The following is a 20,709-nucleotide window of genomic DNA, read 5'->3' as shown; positions in this document are numbered from 1 at the left end:
TAAGAACCGCAACAAATGGGATACGGAGGAGCCGGAGGGATGATCGCTTATGCAGCTTTACGCAAAGGCGCGCGGGGTTGAGTCATCAGATAGATTTTCTGACTCGTAAACACCCGGACGAGGTCTGCATCAAGTTTCCCCTCGTGTGCCTGCTTGACCAAGTAGCCGACGGCAATGTCAGGTTCGACGGCAGCCTTGTAAGGCCGATCTGAGGCCGCGAGTGCATCATAGATATCACAAATCGTCATCATGCGGGCTTGAAGCGGAATCTGATCGTGGGATAGTCCGCGCGGATACCCGCTGCCGTCGAGTTTTTCGTGATGGCTCCACGCGATGGACGGCACATTGCGGAGGGCTCTTGTCCAGGGGATTTTCGAGAGAAATTCGAAGGTGTGCGTGACATGCCGCTCGATTTCCTGCCGCTCGGATTGAGTCAACGTTCCGTGCGTGACCGTCAATGCGGCGATTTCATCTTCCAGCAGAAACGGGCGAGGCCCTTCATACGAACGATACCGGCGATAGGCTAACGCCTTGAGTTTGTCGGCTTGTGCCGGAGCCATGGACGTGGGTTGATTGCATGTCAGAATACACGCATACAATTCATCGACTTCCTTCATCCGTTCCGCCAACCGTCGGTCCAATTCTGCCAGCAGCGTGTGCGTTTTTCGGCTTCGGTTCGCCTCATGCACCGCAAGCTTTCGGCGCAACGTGTCGGCTTCCAGGGTCCGCTTGATGAAATCGAATCGCGATTTGATGAGCTCCTGCTGCAGTGGATAGAGTTTTTTCGCCTTCAGCAGAACATGCTCCCGCACGCCGACCTTTCCGAAGTCGTGCAGCACCGCCGCGTAGCGAAGTTCCTGGATGTGATCCGCCGTGAATCGAACGCCTGCATAGCGTCCGGAGTCGGACTGACCGAGGGCCTCTGCCAGCCCGCATGTCAGGGCCGCCACGCGTTGACTGTGTCCGCTTGTGGTGGGATCACGGCTTTCAATGGCCTGCACGCTGGCCGAGATAAAGCCTTCGAACAACCGGTGGATTTCCTCGTACAGATTCGCATTTTCGATCGCGATGCCGACTTGGTGTCCCAGGGCGATGAAGTTCTGGAGGTCGTCTTCGCTGAAGAGCTTGTGGTGCTTGCGATTGATGGCCTGCAGCACGCCAAGCAAATGCCCATGAGCCGTCACGGGGACACAGACCATGTTGCGCGTCACAAATCCACTGACCTGGTCCACCTGGCGGAAAAACCGGGTGTCACGCTGGACATCGTTGATGATAATCGGTTCTCCGGTTCGCGCGACGTGCCATGCGATACCTTGTCCGTGGCGTAGCCGAGCCCGTTGAATGACCGCACCCTTTTCGCCGTGGGCTACGTCAAAGTAGAGTTCGTTCGTCGTTTCATCCAGGAGCAGGAGCGAACCGGCTTCGGCATCCATCAGCAGTGTCGCGGCTTCGATGGCACGCTTGCGGATGGCGGCGGGATCGAGGCTTGAATTGAGCAGCGCACTGATGTCCTGAAACTGTCGAAGGATCGGGTTTTCCATATGATGATCAAGAGCCTAAGCTGCGACAGACGTGGGCAGCCACTGCCAACTGTAACACGGTATGGTGGCAATGCACGCAAAAGCGGTGTTTGAGATGCATCCCATGCGCTGCCTGAACGACAATTCGCACGCGGCCGCTACGCCTATGCTGCGGAATCGCTATTCCGGTGCGGCCATCACTTTCGTGCCTTCCTTCACGGGTGGGTCAATGGTGATATTTGGACCTTGCACCTTTGGAAGCAGTCCTGCTCCAGGTTTCTCTAACAGACGTTCGTCGTTTTGGTTGAATGGAAGATGCTGTTTCGAACGTGCATCGTCGAAAACCGCTGCGTTGGTCAGAGCCTCATTGATTCTCACATTGGCTTGGCCTGGATCGTTGGCGAGTGATTGACCCAACACGGGATCGACGGCCTTGTTCATCGGGTAGCCGGGGTGTTTCGGCAGCATGGCCGGATTAGCGAACACGAGCGATACCGTCAACAGGACAACAGCGGTTACGGGCAATGTTATGGTTGAGATTTTCATGGCGCCCCCCTGGCTAAGAGGCAGAAGAGTTACTGACGCCCTCATCGGCACACGACCATTGAGGGTGTCAGTAGACGGGCAGGCCCTGCATAGATGAAGAATGAAGGCGGCTACCCCGGTTTCATGGAAACCTCCGGGATAGCATCAGCATGGCCCCCGCTCTGCCAAGAGTCAAGATGGCGAAAACGGCTCAACAAGCGGACACATCACCCCACAGCGGATGGATGCTGGTCACAGCACCAATAGGAATCAGAGTGGACGACTACTTCGGTGAGGGACTGCCCGCCGGCGGGAGGCCGAGGGCTTTGCGCTGGGCTTCCGTCAGGTGTTTGCTCATCGCGGCGTTGGCTTTCGCCATCGCCTCATTCTTCTGCCGTTGCGCCTCGGCCTGCTTCGCGCTGCGTGTATCCAGGCATTTTTCAGCCTCCATGCCCATTTCGGCAAAGGCTGGCGTCACGAACGCCAACGCGATGAACATCATGGTCGACAATCGCTTCATCGCACACCTCCGTTTCAAGGCGTGCCCGGCATCAGATTCAGAGCCCCAGTTCTTTCTCCAAATCAGCCTGGTCTTTCTTGAACGTCTTTTTCCGTCCCTCTTCCGCCTTCTGCTTGGCGGCTTCAGCCTGCTTGCCGACGGCTTCGGCCTTGTCGCCTTGATCGGCGATCATATAGTAGTCCGCCGCCACTTCCGGTTCACCTTTGGCTTCCGCCTGCTTGCCCAAGCCTGCGGCTTTGGCTTTGACGCTTTTGATTTTCTCCTCCAGGCTGCCGACAAAGTAGTAGGAGATCGCCTTCTTCAAGGCTGTGCGCGAGTCCTCCTTGGCGTAGAAATCTCCCCGCTGCTGGGCGCGGGTTTTCACCTTGTCTTGCCCTGACTGGGCATAATAGGTCCATTCCTGCGCCTTCTGCAAAGAGCTGTGCGACTCCTTGAGTTGCGTCGCAAACTGCTTCGCCTCTTGGGCCAACTGTTTCTCGACGTTGCCCTTCGCGATGTCCCGCATTTTCTGCTCGCCTCCCTTGTCGCTTTTGGAGCGGAAATACTCGATAGCTCGTCCGATGAACTTCACGTCGTCCGAGCGGTCTCCCGCCGCTTTGTTGATGACGCGGGTGGCATCGGCATCGGCGTTCACCCGCTGGTACCAGTCGATGGCCTCATCGATCCGGCTCTTCTTTTCTTCCTCCGCACCGATGGCTCGGCCGATTTGCTTCTTCAAGGCATCGGCGCCATCGGCGCAGTCGGCGTCCGCCTTCACGGCCGTGTCCCAGGCTTCATGGAGCTTTCCGCCCGTTTGGAGGGCTTGGGCTTTCGCGAGCGCGGCCTTGGCCTCGGCTTTCCTGGCCGGCTCCGGGCACAACTCATCCGCCCAGGCGGGAATGGCTCCGATGGCGAAGGCAGTGACGATGGTTACAGCGATTAACTGTCTCTTGTGCATCACCGCCTCCTTATTTGCCGAACATACCCTTCATCATATTGCCCATGTCGCCCATACCTTCCATGGCTCCCATAGCCCCCATATCCATCTTTTCATAGCCTTTGGGAATCTCAAACAGATCGGCCGGCTGTTTGCCGATTTTCAGATTCGACATCTCCAGCTTGAAGCGGTCTTTCTTGCCTTTCTCGACGGAGAGGGCGTCCATCTTGGCGATGATGCCTTCCTTCGTGGTCCACATGAAACCGCCCATCTTTGAACCGTCCTTGCCGGTCATGATCATCTTTCCCTTGTTCATGACGATACCGTTCAGCGTCTCCTGGCCCATCGGCGTCTGCTCGATCTTGTAGGCGGAAAGATCCGTCTTCTCTTCTTTTTTCGCTGCGCTCTGTCCGATCGACATCTCCATATACATTTTTTCTTCCGGCATCAGGTTCCAGACGACTTTCTTGTCGTGCCGGGTGATGGCGATCATCTGTTGCCCGCCCTCGCTCATTTCCCGCCGCTCCATTGTGGGCGTCGAATAGACCTTGGTCTTCGACATGCTATCGGCCGTCTCGACGACTTCTTCGGCCGAGTACTCGGCGTTGATGCCGGGACCGGCAAACGTGGGGACAGCCAAGATTAGACTTGCTGCCACGATGATTAACCATGAATAGAGACGTATGTGCATGGATGCTCTCCTTTGTATGTGGAAACCAGTTCTATATGCTCCTCGCTACACTGGAGCTCGAAGGGGAAGGATCACCAATCCTGCGTCGGGTTCTTTTCTCCCGATTGGCAGGGGGACCCGCCAGTTCGGGCAATTCTTTGCTGAATGCCTCGATCATGTCGGTGCTGAGCGCCGGGATGGGCACATTCGGATCGATCGTGGAGACGCTGGTTGGCTGAGCGGCCGTCGTTGCGGGAGATGGTGGCAACTGATTCGAAGCTGGAGCAGGGCTCGACGCGGGCGGTTCCGGCTTCTTCGCGATCGTGTCGCTGCTGTTTGGATTGTCGCAGCCGGCGAAAGCCGTGAGAATCACCAATGCCGGTGGAAGCAGGATGGGAAACAATGATCGCGGAGTTCGACTCGTCCTCAAGTGATTCGTCTGGCTTGCGATCAAAGTCAGGCGTCGCCTCTCTTGATGGATCGGATTCGAAGATACCGTCCTCCGATTCAAACCGCAACTAAGAAATGGGAATTGGTCAGGGTAGCGCCAATGATCGGCTAGAGTTGTAGGCCGATTGAAAATATCGCTGCATAGCCGTCGTTCGTCGCCGACGGCTCCAGCATCAATTGGTCGCCGCCCTGTCTAAAGATGAAATCCTGGCGGTTTCTTATTCTGCGTGGGCCATTCGACGAGTAGGGGAGGCTCGCATAGGCACGATCGGTGAACTCATCAGGGAAATACACTTGCGAGGTAAACTCAAAGGCCTTGTGGGTCACCGGAGCCGTACGAATCTTGAAATGAATGTGCACGGTTCGAATCGGATACCACCCTGGATAGATGGTTAGGAAGCGCGCATCTCCCTGCGCGTCGGTCATTTGGTGTCCGCGCAAGAACTTCTGGCCGAGCGTGTTGAAGCTTGGATCGCGTACATCGGAGTAGATTCCCTGGGCATCACAGTGCCAGATATCTACCTGTGCGTCGGGCAACGGCTGACAGGCTCCTGCATTGAAGCGCATAACCCGAAAGATCAAAGCCAACGGTGTTCCAAGCTTCATCTGTCCGCTGGCCGGATCAGTGCGGATGTCGGATCGGTGCAATCGTTCGTCCACAAAATACGGACCCTCGGTTTGTTCAGGTCGGACAATGCAAAGGGATCGAGGTGCACCGGTATCAGCCTGCGCCTTGGTTGGTCGACTACCCACCAGGAAGCCGGCGCCGGCCGCTCCCATCAACACGAGTGCTTCACGGCGAGAAAGAACGTACTCAATATGCTTATCTCTCTCGTTCATTCGGTCAGGCCTTGGTCGCCATGTCACAGCATCGTACGCCGTCGATTCCTACCTGCCTCTGAGTCGCGGGTGAACGCTTCGCGGAGGGGGCGGTGGCGAGGAATGAGATGGCCCGCGTGGGGCATAAAAGCCAGGACCACCATAGAATCCACGCCCTCCCCAATAGCTACCAAAGCCACCAAATGGACCCCAATAACCACCATAGGGACCGAACCCACTATAGGGAGCAAACCCATCCCAACCATAGGGCGGATAGTAGGGGGCATAATAGGGTCTGCCCCTCGGGCTCCGCGCGGCGATACTATTCCAATCGATAATGTGTTTCACCTCAAGAAGGGGATAGGTGTAGTCGCTCTCATCCAACGGTCTTGTGGTTTCACCTTTGACGGTGCCGATCACTGTGATAGGTGTATTTTCCGGAAGACTGGCGGGATCGAGAAACGCTTCTTGAATCGCCAAGAATCTTCCTTCGGATCGAAGCCCATCTTCTGTCTGGGGCCCTTCCTTCGCTGTCGGCAATTGTAAGACTTCGAGTTCGGTTCCCGCCTGTGTCCGTTTGGCTCGAATGACTTTCCCGCCGATCATGACCGTTCGACCGACATAGTCACGTGGACTTGTCTTCAGCTCGGCAAAACTGACGCTGGCATCGATCTCCTTTTCCAGCCCAAGAGGAACCCCGAGCAACTCCGTATCGCGTTGTACCTGATGGATCGATTCTGCGCAGGCCGATAACATGAGTGCCGCACCAATCAGGGGAGCGAACCTGGGCATGCGAGACATGAGTTCTCCTCCGCTAGAAGTGATACGACAGCCCACCAAGGATATGCTGTGCCCTATAATTGCCACTGAAGCCTCCTAGGTCACCGAATGCCTGATCGAACGCGAACGTCGCACCGGTGTACTTATATTCTCCAAAGACGGCGATCTTGGGTGTGACGAATGCGCGCAAACCAGCCAACACATTCCACGCCGCAGCCACATCACTGTCGCCTCGTACGGTAGCAGTATCCCCGATGTGGGCAATCCCTGCTCCTACGCCGGCACCAATATAGGGTTGAAAGGTGCGCCCCGGATAACGCGCGATAAAGTTTACACCCACAGTGGTGACTCGAAAATGGATGCCCGGATCAGCAGGCAGAGTCGCGGTGGCCGGCAAGCTCTTAATATGCGGAGTGGTAGTGAAGACTTCTCCCTCGATTCCGTACCAGCTGTGTCCGGGGAAGTATCCAACCTTGCCTCCGTAGGTTATCGAATTTTGGAGGTCAAAGTCGATGAAAGAACCAGGGACACCAGCTTGAGATCCCGTCCCTGCAATACTGTTAATACGGTCCGCAAAGTTTACGCCCCCATATCCAGCGACATACATTTCTGCAGATGCTTGAGGCGGGCTATTGAGCGGAACAAGCGAAATCCCTGTAAGGAACAAGCCGGCAAGCAACCGATTAAGTTTTGGCATGCGCATGACTCCTTTAACCAGTAAATTATCATACCAAAAGTTTGATGGTTTTATAGCCCCTCACAATTGGTCCGATCCTCGGTTTTTGTAGGTACGACGAGCATTCTAGTTTTTCGACTTTGGGCCAGAACGTATCCAAAGTGCCCATTGGATTGTCGCTTGTGTCTGTGTTACATCCTCATTCCAGAGATGACCGGAGTGACATATCTGTTGACATTCGACTGCCCACACACAGAAGGAGCTCGTCATGGGATTAATGGATCAATTGGGGCAAGCAGCAAGCGGAATGATGGGCGGGCAAGGAGGCCAGAATCCTCTGCTTCAGGCTTTGACCAGTCTCCTGGGTCAAAATAGCAGCATCGGTGGGCTAACCGGCCTCGTCCAAGCATTCCAAAAGAATGGTCTCGGTGAGATCGTGAATTCGTGGGTGAGCACAGGGCACAATCTTCCGGTGACGCCCAATCAGGTTGAGCAAGGACTTGGAAACGACCTCCTCAAACAAGTGGCGGCCCAAGCAGGGCTCTCGTCTGGTGCGGCCAGTTCGCAGCTAGCCGGCCTCCTGCCGGATTTAGTCGACAAGCTGACACCCAATGGCAAGATCGAAGCCGGCGGCCTCGATCAGCTCCTCAAATTCGTTCAAGGGAAGATGTCCGTCTGAAGGAGCACTCTCCGTCGCCCTTTCCAAAATTCCTATGCTGCCCCGAACTTACACGTGGCTCACTGCCCTGTTGCTGATCCTTTTAGTCAATGGGGCAGGTCTCACAGTCGCCGCGATATCGGACGAGGGACATCAAACAGGTACTCCTGCTGAGACCATCAGGGGAAAAGACGGGGCGCCGATGATCCGTATTCCTGCCGGACCATTTCTAATGGGAAGCAACGATGGACTGCCGAATGAAAAACCGGAACATCACGTGACACTCGACGAATATTACATCGATCAGTTTGAAGTCACAGCCGGCCGCTATCAGACATTCGTTGAGTCGGCTAATCGCAACTTGCCTCCAATGTGGGATGATGGGGCCACTCAGAGCCTCAAGGACCTTCCCGCCGTTGGGATGTCGTGGACTGACGCAGCGAGGTACTGTAAGTGGGCGGGGAGACGTCTACCCACGGAAGCAGAATGGGAAAAGGCTGGTCGGGGGACTGACGGCCGACGCTACCCTTGGGGGCACATGCAGCCATTCGTCGACATCGCGAATTATAATCGAGGTGTATGGGTGAGTGACGCTGTGACCCTGGTTCCGGTCGGAAGCGGGCTTGAGGGGATGAGCGTACGATTTGGGCTGAAGAGCGGCGGCAGGAGCCCGTATGGGCTCTCCCATATGGCTGGGAACGCGGCTGAATGGGTGGGTGATTGGTATGATCGTGAATACTATCTTCTGAGTCCAGAAAAGAATCCGACCGGTCCCTCAACCGGAGAAAAGCGCGTGCTGCGAGGTGGATCCTGGGCCGACTTGCCGATCGCGCTCCGTGTGACCGCTCGGTTTTCGGCTGAGCCGGATTTTGAGGATCGCACGATCGGGTTCCGATGCGCAGCGGATGTTGGGAACTAATCTCTTCTCCCGTCATGCCCGCACTCCTTGCTCATCAATCGGCAGGGTGATCTTTGAGCACTGAACGAGATCCCGCTCAGTCTTCAGTATCAGTCGGAAACCCTACGCCGCGCTCCCGCGAACAGGTCGTGGTTCTAGCGGCCATCGTGATGGTCCTATTATCGGTGCTTTGGGCGCTTCGTGATCCACCTGTCTCTCACCGACAGCCGAGCCCATCCATGGATGCTGCACTCAAACCAGAAGCCGTTCCGCTGGTCACGGGAGACGAGCCTCTTATCGATATATTCACACGGCCTGGTTGCCCGGTGTGCCACATCATTCCTGGGATTCCCGGAGCCAATGGCCAAGTCGGACCGCCGTTGATCATGGGCACAACGGGGAAACAGCGGATCAGCGACGCCGACTATCATGGGGACGCCACGTCGGTGCGCGAGTATATCGTTGAGTCCGTGCTCGAACCGGAGCGATTTGTGGTGCGCGGCTATCCCGGCCATACGATGCCGACCTGGTACGGATCCAGGCTCAGTGCCCTGGCTCTGGAGAAGATGGCGTCGTATCTTGAAGGTCAGACTGAAGGGAGTTCGAACCGGTGAAGGTGAGCGGTGGGGCTACCGCTTGCGAATCGGAGTCACGTTTCCGGAAGCGCCCCCTTGTATCTTAAAGGCATCCGTCGCGTGGCTATCCATCTGTTTATCCAGCAAGGCATTCACCGCGTCGTCGCCTTTCAGCCCCTCGAGCTTGATTTTTAAGCGTAGGTTGTTCGCGCTGTCGGCGTTGATCAAGGCCTGTTCGAGGCTGATTTTATTGGCCTTGTACAGCTGAAACAGTACGTGATCGAACGTCTGGCAGCCTTCGTCGATGCCTTGCTCCATGGCTTCTTTTAACGTATCGACCTCGGCTTTCTTGATCAAGTCTTTGATGCGCGGCGTGTCGAGCATGATTTCCAGTGCCGGGGCTCGTTTGCCGTCGACCGATGGAATCAATCGTTGGGAGATGATCGCGCGCAAATTCAGGGACAGTTGCAGATAGATCTGGGCGTGACGTTCGACCGGGAAGAAATTCATGATGCGTTCGATCGCCTGGTTGGCATTGTTCGAATGCAGGGTTCCGATACACAGATGCCCGGTTTCCGCGAACGTAATCGCGGCTTCCATGGTTTCCGTATCCCGAACCTCGCCGATGAGGATCACGTCCGGGGCTTGGCGCAAGGTATTCTTCAACGCGTTCTGAAAAGTCAAGGTATCGAATCCGACTTCGCGTTGAGTGATGATCGACTTTTTGTGCTGGTGCACGAACTCGATGGGATCCTCAACCGTGATGATATGGCCGGGATGAATCGAGTTCCGGTGGTCGATCATGGCGGCCAGCGAGGTCGATTTCCCTGAGCCGGTGGCGCCGACGACGAGCACGAGGCCGCGCTTCGTCATGGCGATATCTTTGATGATCGGAGGAAGCTGCAACTGCTCCACCGTCTGGATTTCGGCTTTGATGAGGCGGAAGACGAGCCCGACATTGCCTTTTTGCCTGAAGATGTTGACGCGAAAACGGCCTAAATCCTTGTAATACAGCGCCAGATTCATCTCCATCTTTTCTTCGAATTCGCTCCGTTGCTGACCGCGCATCAGCGCCAATGCCAAGGCTTCGAGCTGCTCGTTGTTGAAAGGCGGCGCATCGGTTTGCTGAGTCGCGCCATGAATCCGGTAAATCGGCGGGGCGTCGACGGTCAAATACAAGTCCGACGCTTCGCGGTCCACCATCACTTTTAACAGGCTTCGAACTTCCATGGTGAGAGGTCGCCTTTGTTCCGGATTCTACGCTGCGCCGGCAACCGACGGACCGAAAAGATTGGGGTTCATGCTGCGAGATTGCGCTTCGGCCTTGTGCACGACACCGCGTGTCGCGAGATCGACCAAGGCCATATCCATCGTTTGCATGCCGTCTTTTTGGCTCGCCTGCATGATCCCAGGAATTTGGTGCAGCTTGGCCTCACGGATCAGATTCCGGACGGCGGTCGTCGCCACCATGACCTCCAGCGCGGCAACACGACCACCTGCTTTTTTCTTCAACAGCGTTTGTGTGATGACGGCTTCCAGCGCCTCCGAAAGCTGGGTTCTGATTTGTGCCTGCTGCGCCGGGGGAAAGGCGTCGATGATACGGTCGATCGTCTTAGGAGCGCTCGATGTGTGGAGGGTTCCGAAGACCAAGTGTCCGGTTTCCGCGGCCGTCAACGCCAGCTGAATGGTATCCAAATCCCGCATTTCTCCCACCAACACGATGTCGGGATCTTCGCGAAGCGCCGACTTCAGGGCGTTGGCGAAGGACAAGGTATGGACACCGAGTTCTCGTTGGTTGACCAGGCACTTCTTGGATCTGTGGACGAATTCGATCGGATCTTCGATGGTGATGATGTGGCCTTCGAACGTATTGTTCAAGTAATCCACCATCGCCGCAAGCGTGGTGGACTTACCGGAACCGGTTGGTCCAGTGACTAATATCAACCCCTTTTCCTTATCGCAGAGTTGCCGAAGGATAGGCGGCATCCCCAGCTTCTCCAGCGGGAGAATGGTGGTCGGAATGTTCCGAAACACGGCACCCAATCCTCGCTGTTGCACGAAGACGTTGACACGGAAACGGGCGATATCACCGAGTTCGAAGGAAAAGTCACATTCACGCTTTTCTTCGAAGTTCTTCCGCTGGGAATCGTTCATCATGTCGTAGATCAAGGCGTGCGTTTCATCGGGAGTGAGAGCAGGGTGGTCAAGCTTTTTCAGATCGCCGTGAATACGAATCATGGGGGGTTCTCCGGCACTGATATGGCAGTCGGAGGCGCCCTCCTTGACGGAAAACGTAAGGAGCTTGGAAATATCCATTGCCCGAAATCCTCAGTAATATGAATCGAACGCGGGACAAAAATCTCTTGTGCATCATGCCATAGCAAACCCGGAAAGCAAGAAAATAGGCGGAAGGTGCGAGCCGGTTGAGATGAGGCCTACAGGAGCCCTGTCGCGCGGCCCGTGATGTCCAGCACGCGAAGCGCTTCGTCGATCTGATCGGCGGTATGTTCCGACGTCACCGTAAATCGTATCCGGCTGGTTCCGTCCGGCACCGTCGGCGGCCGAATGGCGGGGGCGTAAATTCCGTGAGAGAGCAGCTGTTCGGCTAGCGCGGCCGCACCGGCCGCACCACCGACCAGAACAGGCAGGATGGGACCGACCGTCTGAGTCATCCGAAAACCGAGGCGCAGCAGTCCGTTGAACAACCGCTGTCGATTCGACCAGAGCCGCGCCCGACGTTCCGGCTCATGTTGAATGACATCCAACGCGGCTGAAGCGGCCGCCGCGACAGCAGGCGGAAGAGCCGTTGTGAAAATGAACGGACGGGTTGTGTTGATCAAATACTGAACGAGGTCGTTGGGGCCGACCACGTAGGCGCCGTGGTTGCCGAGCGCCTTACTGAGCGTCCCCATGTGAAAGGGGATCCGATGCTCCAAGCCGAAATGTTCGATCGTGCCTCGACCGGTCGGCCCCATGATGCCGGTCCCATGGGCATCGTCGACATACAACATTGCGCCGTATCGCTCGGCCAGTGACACCAAGTCGGGTAACGGCGCAAGGTCGCCGTCCATGCTGAACAGCCCCTCCGTGATGATAAGCGTGGGGCGATTCGTTGTTCGTCGCCGAAGCAATGACTCGACATGAGCGCAGTCGAGATGGCGGAATACGCGAAAATCAGCATGGCTCAACCGGCAGCCGTCGATCAGGCTGGCATGACACAATCGATCCGCCAGAATGAGGCCTCCACGCGCGATGAGATTGGGGATGACGCCGAGGTTCGCCAAATAACCGGCCCCAAAGAGGAGGGCGGCTTCGGTTCCTTTGAAAGTCGCCAGGGCGGCTTCGAGGTGCACATGGGGTGGAAGAGTTCCGCTGATCAGGCGCGACGCGCCTGACCCGGTGCCATATTGTTCGGTGGCCTCGATTGCGGCGCGTATCACTTCCGGATGTGTTGAAAGTCCGAGATAGTCATTCGAGGAAAGCAGGAGGATCTCGCGTCCGGCATATCGGACGGTCGGCCCCGTGGCCGATTCCAATGGCGATAAGCTGCGCAATAACGATTGGTCCGCGAGCTGCTGGAGTCTCATTCGAAACATACCGCGTCGCAAAGTCCTTAAGCCGTCGCAGTGATTCTCCCTTGCGATGCGGTCCCATCGATCGCATTGACAAGGGAAATCATCCTTAGTATAAAGCAACGGTTCTGAAGCAGAAAGCCGGTTCTTAGTTGAGAAATCATGTAAAGGTCCCTGATGACATACCGAATTAAAGTACCGCCTCGAACATTGCCGGTCGATGAAGCGCACCTTGTGAGTGGGTTGGAGCACTGGGTGCTCGGGCTGAAGAATTATCGATGGTCACTCCTGGTTGGATTCGTTCTTCTGCTCGTCATGGCGGGCGGTCTCTGGGGAGTCTTCTGGTATGACGCGCAAAATGCCAGTAAGGCTCAAGAGCTAGAACGAGAAGCCACCCTTCATCTCTTTAATCGTCCGCCCAACGATCCTCAGAAGGCAGCAGCCAATCTGAAGGAGGCGATTGCCCTGTACAAAAAGATACTGGAGGAATATCCCCGGACCCCGACGGCTCCTCTGGCCCAGTTCAGTCTTGGAAATGCATTCCTTCAGTCGAACGATCTAGACTCAGCCATCGAAACTTACAAGCGGTTCATTGCCACGTATGGATCTAATATCTCGCTTCTCGGACTGGTTCATCAAAAACTGGGCTATGCGTATCTTCTGAAGGGAGATCTTGAGCAAGCCGCCAAGACCTATGCGACGATCCTTGAAATCCCTGGAGCGATGAACCGGGATTCTGCTCTCTTTGAAATCGCCAGACTGGAAGAGAATCGATCCAAGCCGGACGAAGCTCTCAAGCATTATCAGGATCTGACCAAGACGTACCCCAATTCCCCTCTGACAGGCGAGGCTGCGATGCGTGTCAAAGTCATCGAGGCCAAGAAAACTCCGGAGCCTGCACCGGCCGCCGCAGCTTCCGCTCCAGTCGCCCCTTCAAAGCCATCCAAACCATAGACAGACCACTCCGTCGCCGACGGAGTGGCGGAACGCGTACGCTCCCGACAGTCGTTTGCTACCGGGCAATAATCAGAAGTTCGCCGGCCTTGATAGTGGGAGTGGAAAGATTGTTGAGCGTTTTGAGGGTCTTGAGGGGCACACGAAACCGCCGAGAGACTTTTTCCAGCGTATCACCCATGCGGACCCGGTACTTCCGTGCCGCATCCGTTTTGACATACTGAGGTTGGGCTCGCAGGGGAGGAAACTTGTATGTGGGAACTCTGTCGATGAGCTCGACGACTTTGGCGCTCGTGCCTAGGGGAACCTTCAGATGATACGCCAAGTCGTCTGGAGGTGTGGCATCCCGCCGTAATTCCGGATTCAACAGCCGAAGCTCGCTGTATGGGATACCCGTCACGTTGGCGATCGCCCGGAAATGCAACGGGCGAGTCACGACGACTTCCTCAAACTGGTGGAGTGGGACAGGCTCCTGGTTAAACCCATATTGATCCGGGTTCCGCACGATGATCGTGGCGGCCATGATCCGGGGAACGTATTGTTTCGTCTCCCGCCGGATCAGTTTTGTTCTTGAGATCTCTGAGAAGGATTCCGCCTGGGCCTTATGCAGGGCCCGTAACACTTTCCCTTCCCCGGCATTGTAGGCGGCCATTGCCAAGGGCCACGCCCCGAATAAGTCGTATAAGTCCCGCAGATAGCGAGCCGCCGCGACCGTAGATTTAATGGGATCACGTCGCTCATCAACATAGTGGTCGATACGCAACCCATACAGCTTCCCGGTCCCTTTCATAAACTGCCATGGCCCGGTGGCTTTGGCCCGCGAATAGGCGTAGGGGTTGAAGCCGCTTTCAACGAGAGAGAGATTCACGAGATCGCTGGGAAGGTCGAATTCGGCAAAGATGTGTTCGACCAGCGGACGATAGCGGTTGAGACGCAGGAGCCACTGTTCAAACCGGCTTCGAATCGACGTATTAAAGAAATGGATATGGCTTTCTACTGTCGGATCAATGACGATGGGAATATTGTACGTGGTACTCTGAGGATCGGTGCTCGCCGTGTTCGGAGGCGCTTGAACGACTGCATCTTCAGGCTGTTCAATCTTGCCTTCGGCTGATGGGAGGTCCGGAGGAGAGACCGTCAACTCGGGCTCCAGCGGGACCAGATTGGGGTCCACATCATCTTCTTCCTGCAGGGATTCTGATTCAGCAGGGAGAACATCCTGTGCCCAGCTCCCGTGCGGGAGCATTATCGCGCCGGCGCTGATCACCAAGATCGCGACAATCGCCGCCTCAACACTCCATGGTTTGGCCAGCTTCGGCATCGTCGGTAGCATTCGTGAAGCCAGCCTATCGATCCATCGCATACTTGTCAAGAAATTGAACAGGTACGGCGCTGCTCCGTTCATGCAACGAGGGCACGAAATGAGGACAATGAGGCCAGCGGATTGTGCCGCCGTGTCGAGCGCCTCATAGAAGAGAAAATCCTGATGCCGTCTTCAGTTGCGTCGTTCAATTCCTTGACAGCCTCCTGACACAGATGGTAGCGTACCACCTCTTCGAGCGCCCATCCCACAATATTGGCATCGTGAAGGAGGATCGATCAATGTTGAAGCGGTATCTCTTGGCACCTGGCCCGACGCCCGTACCCCCGGAGGTGTTACTGGCGATGGCGCGCCCGATGATTCATCATCGCGCACCTGAGTTTGATCCGATATTCGCAGAGGTACGCGAAGGACTGAAATGGTTGTATCAAACACGAAATGACGTTCTGATGCTGGCCGCTTCCGGGACAGGCGGCATGGAAGGGGCGGTCTCGAACTTTTTGTCTCCAGGCGATAAGGCCCTCTATGTCAACGGGGGTAAATTTGGAGAGCGCTGGGGCAAACTCTGCAAGACCTTCGGAGTACAAGCCACCGAGATCAAAGTTGAATGGGGACATGCGGTCAATCCTCAGCAAGTTGCCGATGCTCTCAAAAAAGATCCTTCGATCAAAGCGGTGTATGTGCAAGCCAGCGAGACCTCGACGGCCGTCGCTCATGATGTCAAGGCGCTGGGTGAGATCATGAAGAGCTACGACAATACTATTTTGGTGGTCGATGCCATTACAGCCTTGGGTGTATTTGACATCAAGACTGATGCATGGGGGCTCGATGTCGTGATCACCGGTTCCCAAAAGGCCCTGATGCTGCCTCCCGGCATGGCATTTGTCAGTGTCAGCGATAAAGCGTGGGCATTGGCCGACAAAGCCAAAAATGCCGCCTTTTATTTCAACTTCAAAAAGGAACGCGAAAATCAGGTCAAGAATCAGACCGCCTTCACACCCGCCGTCTCGCTTGTGATCGGCCTTCAAGAGGCGTTCAGAATGATGAGGGCAGAGGGACTGGAGAAGATGTTTGCACGACAGGGCCGCTTGGCCCATGCCATGCGCGAAGGGGTGAAGGCTGCCGGGCTGGCGCTGTTTCCAAAGGAATCGCCCAGCGATGCCTTGACGGCGGTCTGTGCGCCGGATGGAATTGACGGGCAGGCGATTTATAAGAATCTTCGTGTGCAATACGGTATGACAGCTGCCGGTGGACAGGATCACCTCAAGGGGAAAGTATTCCGATTGTCTCATATGGGGTATGCGGATACGTTTGATGTGATCGCCGCGCTGGCCGCGACTGAAATGGTCCTGAAGGGGCTCGGCCATTCGGTGAAACTCGGAAGTGGTGTCGGGAAGGCGCAAGAAATCTTATTGGCGAAGTAACCATCGCGAGGATGCACATGGCAGCAGCGGGAATGAAAATCTTGATCAGCGACAGCTTATCGAAACAGGGTGTCGAGGCGCTCGAGAAAGCCGGATTTACCGTCGTGGTGAAATCCAAGATGCCGAAAGATGAGCTGTTCAGGGAGATTAAGGATGCCGATGGACTGATCGTGCGATCCGGCACCAAGGTGACGGCGGAACTCATTGCTGCAGCCGAGAAACTGAAAGTGGTGGGAAGAGCCGGATCCGGCCTGGATAACGTCGATACCCCCGCTGCGACCCGTCGAGGCATCGTCGTCATGAATACGCCTGGCGGCAATACGGTCACCACCGCCGAACATACGATGTCGATGATCTGCGCGATGAGCCGTCGTATTCCGCAAGCCACCGCCTCGGTGAAAGCGGGCAAATGGGAGAAAGACAAGTTCATGGGCGTCGAGCTCTATAACAAGGTGCTCGGCATCATCGGCGCCGGACAGATCGGCAGTCATCTGACAAAGATGGCGCAGGGGATCGGCATGAGCGTCGTCGCGTTCGACCCGTACTTGACGCCTGAGCGGGCCGAACGAATGGGCGTGACGATGCTGGATCTCGATGAGCTGTTCCGGAGAGCAGACATCATTTCCGTCCATACGCCGCTCACACCGGAAACACGAGGAATCATCAATGCGCAGGCAATCGCCACGATGAAGCCCGGCGTGCTGATCGTCAACTGCGCCCGCGGCGGGATCATCAATGAGAGCGATTTGTGCGAAGCCTTGAAAACAAAACGGGTCGCCGCCGCCGCTTTCGATGTGTTTGAGGAAGAACCGGTCAAGCAAGACAATCCCTTACTGGCATTGGACAATTTCATCTGCACGCCGCATATCGGAGCCCAGACGACGGAGGCACAAGAAAACGTCGCTATTGGAATTGCGGAACAGATTGTCGACTACTTCACCAAGGGCGTGGCGAAAGGGGCCGTCAATATCCCTTCAGTCGCTCCGGAATTACTGCCGCGTCTACAACCTTTTCTCACACTGGCTGAGAAGCTCGGCTCGCTCCAGACGCAACTCGTTCAAGGGGGGATCGAACGAGTCACGGTGGAATACAGCGGAGAAGTCGCCACACTGTCGATTGCACCGTTGACGATCGCCGTGTTGAAAGGCCTGCTCAGTCCGATTATGGAACATCCGGTGAACTACGTGAACGCGCCGATCGTGGCAAAGGAGCGGGGCATCGAAGTCAAAGAAGTCAAGAGTACGGATGCCGGAGACTTCACGAGTTTGATCCGGGTTCGGGTCGAGGCCGGGAAGCTCTCACACCAAGTCGCAGGAACGCTGTACCACAAAAAAGAAGCCCGGATCACGGAGATCGCCCAATTCAAGGTCGAAGTCGTGCCTGAAGGGCATATGTTGTTTATCCACAACGTCGATCGTCCCGGAGTCATCGGCATGGTCGGTAACGTCTTGGGTGATCAGGGGATCAACATTGTGCGAATGCAATGCGCGCTGGAGAAGCGGGGAGGGGATGCGCTGTTGATCATCGGATCCGATACCGAATTCCCAACTGCGGTATTGGACCAAATTAAGTCCAGTTCGAACATTCTCTCGGTGAAGGTCGCTAACCTTTCGTAATCATCCTCGCCATCAGGTTGTTATGTCCTCTGCTCCTCCGATGTTCAATCCTACCTCGGGGCAGTTTCCTTCTTTGCGCGAGCATGCTCTGGTTCCGGTCGGGATGGCCACGATCCTTCCGGATGCTGCGCGCCATGTCAGACATTTGGAATCCGAGTTGCTCACGTACTTCAATCGTTATGGGTATGATGAGATTATTCTGCCGACGTTCGAATATCTCGACGTCCTTGCGCCGGGTCTTGAGCCCACGCTGTTGGAGAACTCCTACAAGATCGTCGACAGGACAACCGGCCGTATTCTGCTGTTGCGGCCCGATGTGACCGCGCAGATCGCCCGCACTGTAGCCATGGGCATGGTGGGCGCTCACTTGCCGTTGCGCTTGTCGTATCGCGCGACCGTCTTTCGCTATGAACCTGAGCACGTCGGTCGCGATCGAGAGATCTTTCAGGTGGGTGCCGAACTAATCGGGGCCAATGATCCCTCCGCCGATTGCGAGATCATCATGCTGATGATCGAATCACTACGGAAGGTTGGATTGCACTCGTTCAAGGTTTCACTGGGGCATGTCGGCTTTTTCAAGGGGCTTCTTGTTCGCGCCGGCCTGTCGCCGGACGGTCAGAAGCGGGCCGAGCAGGCGGCAGCCAGAAAAGATTTGCCTCGGCTTGCAGAGATTCTCCGGCACGAGCGGGTCGGCAAGAATGCAGCTCGCGCCATCCTGGAAACTCCCGAACTGTGCGGCCAAGCGGAGGTGCTTTCGAAAGGACGAATATTGGCCAGGGGTGAGAAGCCGCTGCTACAAGCGTTGGACCGATTGGAGGCAGTCTATCAGTTGCTCTGCGCGACCGGGTTTCAGGATGTGGTCCTGCTGGACTTAGGAGAGTTTAGAGGATTCGACTATTATGACGGTGTCATCTTCGACGTCTTTACTCCCGGCATAGGAGTCGAGTTAGGCGGCGGCGGGCGGTATGACCACTTGATCGGACGGTTCGGTCGGGACATCCCGTCGACCGGATTTGCGCTCAATGTCGACCGACTCTTCCGCGGACTCAATCTCTCCGATACGACAACGCCGGTGAGGTCCGAGGTGCTCGTCGTCGCACCGCTTGCGTTGTCGAAGGAACTCGTTTCTGTGGCGAGACAGTTGCGTCAGGTAGGCGTGCGAGTCGTCCAACGAGCCGTACCGGCATCGGGACGAGGTGTGATCCGTATTGCCGCCAGGGCCGGCCTTGAAGCGGACATCCACACTGCTATTGTGGTCGTCACAGACAGCGCTGAACGTGTCATTGTCCTGCGACGGAATACCCAACAGCAGACCGGTGAACCGACTGACTCATCCGATCTCGATAAGCAAGCGATGTCTATGAGGGACCTCGTCGCAAGCCTTCGCGCGAGCCACAAGGGGATGTCATGAAATCGGTCGGCGCCGTCGATCTCTCTCAACCCAAGCTTCCTCCGCAGAATCTGGAAGCTGAGCAGTCGGTGCTGGGGGCGATCCTCCTGGATAACACCGCCATGCCGAAGGCCATGGAACTGCTGGTGGACGAAGATTTTTATCGAACGGCCCACAAAAAAGTCTATCAAGCCATGCTGGAGTTGTCTGACACGGGCGAAGTGATCGATCAAATCACACTGACCGAACGGCTAAAATCTCGAGGAGAACTTGAAGCAATCGGGGGTGCCGCCTATCTGGCGGAACTTGTCCAGATCGTTCCGAGTTCAGCCAATATTCGATACCACTGCAAGATCGTCCGCGACAAGGCCGTGGCCCGTCTGCTGATCAGCACATCGACCGAAGTCCTGACCAGAGGCTATGAGGGAACATCCGCCATCGACGATCTGCTCGATTTTGCCGAGCGATCGGTGTTCAGCATTGCTCAAGGCAAATTAGAACGGTCGTTCAGTCCGATCAGTCAGGTCATCAAAGAGAGTTTGGATGTCATCGATAAGCTCTCCAAACGAAAGGAACACATCACGGGAGTGCCGACCGGCTACTATGATCTCGACGACATCACGGCCGGGCTTCAAGCCTCGGACCTCGTGGTCGTGGCGGGGCGGCCGAGTATGGGCAAAACGAGCCTGGCACTGGGATTTGCCACCCATGCCGCGATTCATGCCAATGCCGTGGTCGGCATCTTCAGCTTGGAAATGTCCAAACCGCAAATCGTTCTTCGCATGCTGAGTTCTGAAGCGCGGGTTGATTCGCATGCGTTACGAACGGGGAAGCTTCAAAAAGAAGATTGGTGGCGATTGGCGGAGGCGGCCGGCCGCTTGGAACAAGCGCCCATCTACATCGACGACACCGGCGGTATCACGGTCCAACAGATGCGCGGTAAAGCCCGACGGCTCAAGGCGGAGAAGGGACTCGACCTTCTCATCGTGGACTATCTTCAGCTCATGCAAGGGCGAAGTGACTCCGAGTCCCGCCAGCAAGAGATCTCCGATATTTCCCGCTCATTGAAAGCTCTGGCCAAGGAACTGAATGTGCCCGTGGTGGCGCTCTCCCAGTTGAGCCGTGCCGTAGAGGCGCGCAAGCCGCCCATTCCCATGTTGGCCGATCTGCGGGAAAGCGGAGCCATCGAGCAGGATGCCGATGTGGTCATGTTTATTTACCGAGAGGATGTCTACGATCAGAATTCTGAACGCAAAGGGATTGCCGACATCATCGTCAGTAAGCATCGGAACGGACCCATCGGCAAGAAAGAATTGTTTTTTCAGGACCGGTTTGCCAAATTCGAGAGCCTTGACCTCCGCGAAGCCTAGTGGTTTGCGCATCGTTCCGGCACTCGGTATAATCTTCCTGCCTCTTGTGTGTTCA

Annotated in this window: 21 protein-coding genes; 9 read left to right on the top strand and 12 right to left on the bottom strand. The window is 56.1% G+C overall.

Annotation, left to right across the window (positions count from 1 at the left end; all coding sequences use genetic code 11):
• Window positions 1-47: 47 nt before the first annotated feature.
• The 5 genes from H8K04_09865 to H8K04_09845 all read right to left on the bottom strand — a co-directional run bounded on the left by H8K04_09865 (window position 48) and on the right by H8K04_09845 (window position 4,172).
• A complete protein-coding gene (locus H8K04_09865; GenBank protein UVT17805.1) occupies window positions 48-1,541 on the bottom strand; it encodes a GAF domain-containing protein in 1,494 nt (497 codons plus the stop codon).
• A 159-nt stretch (window positions 1,542-1,700) separates the two neighbouring features.
• Window positions 1,701-2,066: a hypothetical protein gene (locus tag H8K04_09860; protein UVT17804.1), complete on the bottom strand. Its 366-nt coding sequence runs from the start codon at window positions 2,064-2,066 to the stop codon at window positions 1,701-1,703.
• A 262-nt stretch (window positions 2,067-2,328) separates the two neighbouring features.
• Window positions 2,329-2,565: a hypothetical protein gene (locus H8K04_09855; GenBank protein UVT17803.1), complete on the bottom strand. Its 237-nt coding sequence runs from the start codon at window positions 2,563-2,565 to the stop codon at window positions 2,329-2,331.
• A gap of 37 nt (window positions 2,566-2,602) precedes the next feature.
• Window positions 2,603-3,502 carry a hypothetical protein gene (locus tag H8K04_09850; protein ID UVT17802.1) on the bottom strand — a complete coding sequence of 300 codons (900 nt, stop codon included), beginning with the start codon at window positions 3,500-3,502 and terminating at the stop codon, window positions 2,603-2,605.
• Between the two features lie 10 nt (window positions 3,503-3,512).
• Window positions 3,513-4,172, bottom strand: coding sequence for a DUF4412 domain-containing protein (locus H8K04_09845; protein ID UVT17801.1), 660 nt, complete (start codon window positions 4,170-4,172; stop codon window positions 3,513-3,515).
• Between the two features lie 35 nt (window positions 4,173-4,207).
• Between H8K04_09845 and H8K04_09840 the strand changes: the two genes are divergently transcribed.
• Window positions 4,208-4,390, top strand: coding sequence for a hypothetical protein (locus H8K04_09840; GenBank protein UVT17800.1), 183 nt, complete (start codon window positions 4,208-4,210; stop codon window positions 4,388-4,390).
• A gap of 319 nt (window positions 4,391-4,709) precedes the next feature.
• On the opposite strand, the gene H8K04_09835 is transcribed toward H8K04_09840, so the two are convergent.
• Genes H8K04_09835 through H8K04_09825 form a run of 3 tightly spaced genes read right to left on the bottom strand, consistent with a single transcriptional unit; the run spans window position 4,710 to window position 6,897 of the window.
• On the bottom strand, window positions 4,710-5,441 hold the full coding sequence (locus tag H8K04_09835) for an intradiol ring-cleavage dioxygenase (GenBank protein ID UVT17799.1): 732 nt from the start codon (window positions 5,439-5,441) through the stop codon (window positions 4,710-4,712).
• A gap of 48 nt (window positions 5,442-5,489) precedes the next feature.
• Window positions 5,490-6,221, bottom strand: coding sequence for a Slp family lipoprotein (locus H8K04_09830; GenBank protein UVT17798.1), 732 nt, complete (start codon window positions 6,219-6,221; stop codon window positions 5,490-5,492).
• A 13-nt stretch (window positions 6,222-6,234) separates the two neighbouring features.
• Window positions 6,235-6,897, bottom strand: coding sequence for an outer membrane beta-barrel protein (locus H8K04_09825; GenBank protein UVT17797.1), 663 nt, complete (start codon window positions 6,895-6,897; stop codon window positions 6,235-6,237).
• Window positions 6,898-7,144: 247 nt separating this feature from the next.
• On the opposite strand from H8K04_09825, the gene H8K04_09820 reads away from it, so the two are divergent.
• Genes H8K04_09820 through H8K04_09810 form a run of 3 tightly spaced genes read left to right on the top strand, consistent with a single transcriptional unit; the run spans window position 7,145 to window position 9,046 of the window.
• Window positions 7,145-7,555, top strand: a complete 411-nt coding sequence (locus H8K04_09820; protein UVT17796.1) for a DUF937 domain-containing protein — start codon at window positions 7,145-7,147, stop codon at window positions 7,553-7,555.
• A 34-nt stretch (window positions 7,556-7,589) separates the two neighbouring features.
• Window positions 7,590-8,453 (top strand): SUMF1/EgtB/PvdO family nonheme iron enzyme, encoded by an 864-nt coding sequence (locus tag H8K04_09815; protein ID UVT17795.1) that lies wholly within the window; start codon window positions 7,590-7,592, stop codon window positions 8,451-8,453.
• A gap of 53 nt (window positions 8,454-8,506) precedes the next feature.
• The gene (locus H8K04_09810; protein ID UVT17794.1) at window positions 8,507-9,046 is read left to right on the top strand and encodes a hypothetical protein; all 540 of its coding nucleotides are present in this window, start codon (window positions 8,507-8,509) and stop codon (window positions 9,044-9,046) included.
• A gap of 15 nt (window positions 9,047-9,061) precedes the next feature.
• Here H8K04_09810 and H8K04_09805 read toward each other — a convergent pair whose 3' ends face one another.
• The 3 genes from H8K04_09805 to bioF all read right to left on the bottom strand — a co-directional run bounded on the left by H8K04_09805 (window position 9,062) and on the right by bioF (window position 12,603).
• Complete coding sequence (locus H8K04_09805; protein ID UVT17793.1) at window positions 9,062-10,237, bottom strand: PilT/PilU family type 4a pilus ATPase; 1,176 nt, start codon at window positions 10,235-10,237, stop codon at window positions 9,062-9,064.
• A gap of 27 nt (window positions 10,238-10,264) precedes the next feature.
• A complete protein-coding gene (locus H8K04_09800; GenBank protein UVT17792.1) occupies window positions 10,265-11,323 on the bottom strand; it encodes a type IV pilus twitching motility protein PilT in 1,059 nt (352 codons plus the stop codon).
• Window positions 11,324-11,442: 119 nt separating this feature from the next.
• Complete coding sequence (gene bioF, locus H8K04_09795) at window positions 11,443-12,603, bottom strand: 8-amino-7-oxononanoate synthase (GenBank protein ID UVT17791.1); 1,161 nt, start codon at window positions 12,601-12,603, stop codon at window positions 11,443-11,445.
• Window positions 12,604-12,756: 153 nt separating this feature from the next.
• Between bioF and H8K04_09790 the strand changes: the two genes are divergently transcribed.
• Complete coding sequence (locus tag H8K04_09790) at window positions 12,757-13,533, top strand: tetratricopeptide repeat protein (protein ID UVT17790.1); 777 nt, start codon at window positions 12,757-12,759, stop codon at window positions 13,531-13,533.
• Between the two features lie 58 nt (window positions 13,534-13,591).
• Here the strand turns inward: H8K04_09790 and H8K04_09785 are convergent, their stop codons facing one another.
• Complete coding sequence (locus tag H8K04_09785) at window positions 13,592-14,854, bottom strand: transglycosylase SLT domain-containing protein (protein ID UVT17789.1); 1,263 nt, start codon at window positions 14,852-14,854, stop codon at window positions 13,592-13,594.
• Between the two features lie 281 nt (window positions 14,855-15,135).
• Between H8K04_09785 and H8K04_09780 the strand changes: the two genes are divergently transcribed.
• The 4 genes from H8K04_09780 to dnaB are packed head-to-tail and all read left to right on the top strand — an operon-like array spanning window position 15,136 to window position 20,654.
• Window positions 15,136-16,278 (top strand): alanine--glyoxylate aminotransferase family protein, encoded by a 1,143-nt coding sequence (locus tag H8K04_09780; GenBank protein UVT17788.1) that lies wholly within the window; start codon window positions 15,136-15,138, stop codon window positions 16,276-16,278.
• A gap of 32 nt (window positions 16,279-16,310) precedes the next feature.
• A complete protein-coding gene (locus H8K04_09775) occupies window positions 16,311-17,894 on the top strand; it encodes a phosphoglycerate dehydrogenase (protein ID UVT17936.1) in 1,584 nt (527 codons plus the stop codon).
• 22 nt (window positions 17,895-17,916) lie between these two features.
• Window positions 17,917-19,305: an ATP phosphoribosyltransferase regulatory subunit gene (gene hisZ / locus H8K04_09770; protein UVT17787.1), complete on the top strand. Its 1,389-nt coding sequence runs from the start codon at window positions 17,917-17,919 to the stop codon at window positions 19,303-19,305.
• Window positions 19,302-20,654 carry a replicative DNA helicase gene (gene dnaB / locus H8K04_09765; GenBank protein ID UVT17786.1) on the top strand — a complete coding sequence of 451 codons (1,353 nt, stop codon included), beginning with the start codon at window positions 19,302-19,304 and terminating at the stop codon, window positions 20,652-20,654. The genes hisZ and dnaB overlap by 4 nt, the downstream gene beginning before the upstream one ends.
• Window positions 20,655-20,709 lie beyond the last annotated feature (55 nt).

This window comes from Nitrospira sp. (assembly GCA_024760525.1).
Lineage (GTDB): Bacteria > Nitrospirota > Nitrospiria > Nitrospirales > Nitrospiraceae > Nitrospira_D.
The sequence above is the reverse complement of the archived record's forward strand: the minus strand, read 5'-3'. Positions and strand labels throughout refer to the sequence as shown.

What these genes read in the sequence shown, in the direction of transcription:
- H8K04_09830 (UVT17798.1), bottom strand. Translation starts at nt 6,221, where the DNA reads ATGTCTCGCATGCCCAGGTTCGCTCCCCTGATTGGTGCGGCACTCATG.
- H8K04_09835 (UVT17799.1), bottom strand. Translation starts at nt 5,441, where the DNA reads ATGAACGAGAGAGATAAGCATATTGAGTACGTTCTTTCTCGCCGTGAA.
- H8K04_09775 (UVT17936.1), top strand. Translation starts at nt 16,311, where the DNA reads ATGAAAATCTTGATCAGCGACAGCTTATCGAAACAGGGTGTCGAGGCG.
- dnaB (UVT17786.1), top strand. Translation starts at nt 19,302, where the DNA reads ATGAAATCGGTCGGCGCCGTCGATCTCTCTCAACCCAAGCTTCCTCCG.
- H8K04_09790 (UVT17790.1), top strand. Translation starts at nt 12,757, where the DNA reads ATGACATACCGAATTAAAGTACCGCCTCGAACATTGCCGGTCGATGAA.
- H8K04_09815 (UVT17795.1), top strand. Translation starts at nt 7,590, where the DNA reads ATGCTGCCCCGAACTTACACGTGGCTCACTGCCCTGTTGCTGATCCTT.
- H8K04_09780 (UVT17788.1), top strand. Translation starts at nt 15,136, where the DNA reads ATGTTGAAGCGGTATCTCTTGGCACCTGGCCCGACGCCCGTACCCCCG.
- H8K04_09855 (UVT17803.1), bottom strand. Translation starts at nt 2,565, where the DNA reads ATGAAGCGATTGTCGACCATGATGTTCATCGCGTTGGCGTTCGTGACG.
- H8K04_09825 (UVT17797.1), bottom strand. Translation starts at nt 6,897, where the DNA reads ATGCCAAAACTTAATCGGTTGCTTGCCGGCTTGTTCCTTACAGGGATT.
- H8K04_09800 (UVT17792.1), bottom strand. Translation starts at nt 11,323, where the DNA reads ATGGATATTTCCAAGCTCCTTACGTTTTCCGTCAAGGAGGGCGCCTCC.
- H8K04_09805 (UVT17793.1), bottom strand. Translation starts at nt 10,237, where the DNA reads ATGGAAGTTCGAAGCCTGTTAAAAGTGATGGTGGACCGCGAAGCGTCG.
- H8K04_09785 (UVT17789.1), bottom strand. Translation starts at nt 14,854, where the DNA reads ATGCCGAAGCTGGCCAAACCATGGAGTGTTGAGGCGGCGATTGTCGCG.
- H8K04_09820 (UVT17796.1), top strand. Translation starts at nt 7,145, where the DNA reads ATGGGATTAATGGATCAATTGGGGCAAGCAGCAAGCGGAATGATGGGC.
- hisZ (UVT17787.1), top strand. Translation starts at nt 17,917, where the DNA reads ATGTCCTCTGCTCCTCCGATGTTCAATCCTACCTCGGGGCAGTTTCCT.
- H8K04_09865 (UVT17805.1), bottom strand. Translation starts at nt 1,541, where the DNA reads ATGGAAAACCCGATCCTTCGACAGTTTCAGGACATCAGTGCGCTGCTC.
- H8K04_09850 (UVT17802.1), bottom strand. Translation starts at nt 3,502, where the DNA reads ATGCACAAGAGACAGTTAATCGCTGTAACCATCGTCACTGCCTTCGCC.
- H8K04_09845 (UVT17801.1), bottom strand. Translation starts at nt 4,172, where the DNA reads ATGCACATACGTCTCTATTCATGGTTAATCATCGTGGCAGCAAGTCTA.
- H8K04_09860 (UVT17804.1), bottom strand. Translation starts at nt 2,066, where the DNA reads ATGAAAATCTCAACCATAACATTGCCCGTAACCGCTGTTGTCCTGTTG.
- H8K04_09840 (UVT17800.1), top strand. Translation starts at nt 4,208, where the DNA reads ATGCTCCTCGCTACACTGGAGCTCGAAGGGGAAGGATCACCAATCCTG.
- bioF (UVT17791.1), bottom strand. Translation starts at nt 12,603, where the DNA reads ATGTTTCGAATGAGACTCCAGCAGCTCGCGGACCAATCGTTATTGCGC.